A 4,413-nucleotide genomic window follows, 5' to 3' on the forward strand; every position below is an offset into this window, starting at 1 on the left:
GATCGTTTTTTTCTCATGCGATTTTATATCACATTTTTAGACGCTAAAACAAGCTGAAAACTCCCTCTAATTGCGGGTCGCAAGACTTTTTTCGCTCATTTTTACCCACTCAGTAGGGAGAAGACCCAAAAAAGAAAAGGAATTAAGAAAAAAAGCCTTTGCTGATAAGCAAATTGAGGAGACCGTTGATTTTTTGCGACAACAGGGTATTGAAACTGTTTGGGATATACAGGCGGCTTACGATACAAGCCTGTTTGGATTAAAAGACAGGTGTGGATTTGGAAGTCATGGACTCTGTTGCCGAAACTGCAACCTTGGTCCCTGCCGGCTGGATAGTGAAGAATTACCTCTTCATACAAGGCTTGCAGCCCCAAAGGTAAAGAGGAGTTCCTGCGGCAAAACGGCTGATAATATGGTTGCCGGTATGTTTCTTCAAACGGTGCTGCGCGGCACAAGCTCGCACCTGGGGCATGCAATACATGTGGCGAAAGCGTTTGTCGCGGCAGCTAAAGGGTCTGAAAATTTCCCAATAAAAGATGAGGCAAAACTTTATGCCGTGGCAAAAGAATTGGGCATAAATACTGACGGCATGCAAATGCTTGATATTGCTAAGGAAGTCGGTCAAAAAGCGATGGAAGACCTTGTTGGGCAGGGAGAGGGACCTATGAATTTTGCTCTTGCCCTTGCACCAAAAAATATTGATAAACTGGCAAAGGCAGGCATTGTTCCTCAAAAAGGCGCTGCAGAGGCAATAGTTCAGGGAATCCATAGTACCGCCCAGGGGATGATGAGCAGCACAGACCACCTTATCATGTCGTGTTTAAAATACGGGGTAATTGATGTATTGGCCCTCTACATTTCAACACAATTACAGGACATTTTGCTGGGAGTACCCACACCCAAAGAAAGCTCGATAGGTATGGACGCTCTCGACAAAGACAAGGTAAATATCCTTGTACATGGCCATGTGCCTGTACTTTCGGAAATGGTAGTTCATTTTGCAAATAAACTTGAGGACATGGCAAAAGAGGCGGGGGCGGAAGGCATTAATGTGGTAGGAACCTGCTGCACCGGTACGGAGGTGTTAATGAGGCTCGGCATACCCATGGCTGGTAGCACAATTATGCAGGAACTTGTGGTTGGCACAGGATTGGTAGACGCCGTATGTGTGGATGTACAGTGTGTGTATCCATCACTTTCGTCAATTACAAAAGGGCTCCATACCCGATTAATTACTACCATGCCTGAATTGCGGATGGACAATGATACCTATATTGAATTTACTCCGGAAAACGCCTATGAATCCGCAAAGCAAATTGTAGAGGAGGCAATCAAAGCGTATAAAGATCGTTTGTCTGACCGCGTATTTCTGCCAAAAGCGAAGGGGCATAAATTAATGGGTGGCTTTTCTACCGAGGTAATGATTGACGTCCTGAAAAAATTAAATGCCCAACAGCCGCTAAAACCGCTTGTCGATCTTATAGTGGATGGTTCTATTCAGGGCGTTGCCGTGCTTGCCGGTTGTTTGTCCTCAAAAATTCAAACAGACATGAGTTTTGTTACCATGGCAAAGGAGCTTTTAAAGAATAACGTTTTGGTACTTGCTACAGGCTGCGCGGCAACGGCATGCGCGCGTCACGGATTACTGACAGGAGAGGCGAAAAAATATGCAGGTGATTCTTTGCGGGGTGTTCTGGAAACAATAGGAAAAACCTCGGGATTAAATGGAAGTATCCCCCCTATCTTTCACTTTGGTTCATGCGTGGATAATTCACGCTGCGCTGTATTGGCTTCAGCCATTGCAGATTATCTGAACACATCCATCGATAAGCTCCCTCTTGTTGCAAGCGCCGCCGAACATGTTGTGGAAAAAGCGGCTGCTATTTATATGGGGGTTATGGCGCTTGGAATTACCACACACATTGGTGTAACGCCAAAGCTTGGAGGTTCTCCGTATGTAATTGATATGCTCACCAACAAACTGGAAAGTATCACCGGCAGCACATTAATCATTGAAATCGACCCTGTTGAATCGGCAAAAAAGATGATACATCATATTCAAAAGAAAAGAAGGGCATTGGGGATATGATAATTTTCAACACATCAGTACCTTAGTCAGCAATCTACAGTCGGCAAATTGCAGATTGAGGACTGAGGATTGAGGACTGCAGACTGTTTTCGTGTTTGTTTGGCTATGGCAGCTTAATGGGTAAGAAAGAGGTGTATGATTCAGGCACAGGGCAATCGCATCATAACGGAAATCTTTTTGGTACTTTACAAAAATAATCGTCACCCCATCCGGCCATTCATTTTTTAGTACCAATATAGTTTTAGAAAAAACCAATAGTAGCGATGTTTGCCGCATATTGTAGGGGAGAAGCATTTGCTATAAATTGTTATAAATGCGTTCATGCCCAAACCGGCAAATGTTTAGCCCCTGCTTTTCCAAAAAACTAAAGTGTTACTCCTCATGTCATTTTATTATGTGTAACGTCCCAGTTGAGCGGTACCGGCTACAAACAGAACCGAGAAGCGCCGCGGCCGAGTCACGGCATCCGCCTCGAACGTAATGTTATACATCTATCTTTGTGGAAATCCTCAAAGACTTCACTACTCTATTCCAACCAGAAAGCTTTCTAAAGTGGACGGGTCGGTTCCGGTTTCCGTTCATAATAATCATAATTATAAGTAGGTGACTATGGTCACATCTTAAATAATAAATATTAAGAAAAGAAATTGGAAAATCTTTACAGGCTATCACGAAATACAATACAAATTCACAAATTTCCTTTTAAACATTCATTGTTTTTTCCCACCCGCTATTCTTTTATGCGAAAATTAACCTGCCTTTAGGTTCGGGAACATGACGTCCTAATTCCTTAGCAGTCTTTAGCCAATCTTTGATAACAATTTCAGCATTACTGAGCGCCTCCTGATATGTAGCTCCATCGGCTGCACAGCCTGGCAATTCCGGAACTTCTGCAATGAAGGCATGATCCTCTACGCTCCAGTAGATAATTATTTCATATCTGCTCATTTTCTTTGTCTCCCAACTTGTATTTTAATATTATATTGCGTACCTGTTTAACTCCTAAGCTAAGCCCCCAGCTATGCTGGGGAGAATGGCAAAAGCTATGCTGAAGTATTTGAAAAAGGAATGAGCTTTTGAGATTATTATTGCTTATTATTTCCACCTGTCAATTACAAAAAATTAAACATTTCAAAGAAAAGGCGGGGTCAAATCTTAATGATTGACAAATAGCTTGTATCTGATATGATACCCGCATGGCAAGACCACTACGCATACAATATAAAAATGCATTATATCTTGTGACCTGCCAGGGTAACAAGCGTAAGGCAATATTCAGGGATGACCAGGATAAGAAACTGTTTCTTGAGTTGTTGAATGACGGGCTGAAAACTTATACTAACCTTCTGTATGGTTACGTTCTCATGGAGAATCATTTCCATCTGCTTTTAGAAACACCCCTCGCCAATCTCAGTGAATTTATGAAATGGATTAACATTACCTACACCGCATATTACAATAAAAGACACAAAAGGACAGGCCATTTGTATCAGGGGAGATACAAGAGCATTCTCCTTGAAAAGAAAGCGTATCTGGATATTGTGTCCCGATATATTCATTTAAACCCTCTCAATACGAGGCTGGGGAAAAAACTGCCGCTATCGGAAAAGAGAAATTATTTGAAGAACTATGCGTGGAGCAGCCTTTTAGGTACTATCGATCATACCAAAAGAAATGACATTATAGCGTATGCCGGGGTACTTGAGCCATATGGAGGCGACAACAAAAAAGGACGGCAATTGTATTGGGAGGCTGTTTGCAGTGATTTGCCGGCAGGTATTAAAATAAAAAATATGGTTGTTGGTGGAAACATACTGGGGAGCACCGGGTTTATCAACAGGGTGAGAGATAAATATTTACCGCTGAGATCACGTGAGATTTTACCTGCACGGCGGTTAAAAAACTATATCAGAAAAGAGACCATCATTAAAGCACTCTGCAAGGAGACAAAGAAAAGTTTTGATGAAATAAAGAATGAACGGGGTGTAATACGGCAAATAGCCATGGACTTATTGTACCGTTTTGGCGGGCTAAGCGGAACGGAGATCGGAGAAATGATGGGGATTGGCTATAGCACTGTAAGCATGGAGAGAAAACGATTACGGGCAAAACTTAAAGGCAACAGGCATCTTTCCGGGATTATCAAAAGGATTGAAGCTATCCTCCAATGAGAAGGCATTGACCCCTCTCCCCTTAACCCAACTTCGACAAATTTATCCTGAAAAAGGCAAGAAATTGAGCGTATAATAGTCGTAACCTATTGGTATGGTTGAATGTTGCTTTCGGCGTTTAATGTAGTGCCTGAATATTATTGTTTATGCTTG

The 4,413-nt window shown here is 42.3% G+C and carries 3 protein-coding genes; 2 read left to right on the forward strand and 1 reads right to left on the reverse strand.

Annotation, left to right across the window (positions count from 1 at the left end):
* The first annotated feature begins 70 nt into the window (after nucleotides 1-70).
* Nucleotides 71-2,089 (forward strand): anaerobic carbon-monoxide dehydrogenase catalytic subunit, encoded by a 2,019-nt coding sequence (gene cooS / locus QZT26_RS16545; RefSeq protein WP_295103719.1) that lies wholly within the window; start codon nucleotides 71-73, stop codon nucleotides 2,087-2,089.
* A 738-nt stretch (nucleotides 2,090-2,827) separates the two neighbouring features.
* Here the strand turns inward: cooS and QZT26_RS16550 are convergent.
* Nucleotides 2,828-3,037, reverse strand: a complete 210-nt coding sequence (locus tag QZT26_RS16550; protein WP_295103722.1) for a type II toxin-antitoxin system HicB family antitoxin — start codon at nucleotides 3,035-3,037, stop codon at nucleotides 2,828-2,830.
* A 248-nt stretch (nucleotides 3,038-3,285) separates the two neighbouring features.
* On the opposite strand from QZT26_RS16550, the gene QZT26_RS16555 reads away from it, so the two are divergent.
* The gene (locus tag QZT26_RS16555) at nucleotides 3,286-4,260 is read left to right on the forward strand and encodes a transposase (protein ID WP_099326710.1); all 975 of its coding nucleotides are present in this window, start codon (nucleotides 3,286-3,288) and stop codon (nucleotides 4,258-4,260) included.
* Nucleotides 4,261-4,413: the final 153 nt, after the last annotated feature.

Source organism: uncultured Candidatus Kuenenia sp. (genome assembly GCF_900696675.1).
Classification (GTDB): domain Bacteria; phylum Planctomycetota; class Brocadiia; order Brocadiales; family Brocadiaceae; genus Kuenenia; species Kuenenia stuttgartiensis_A.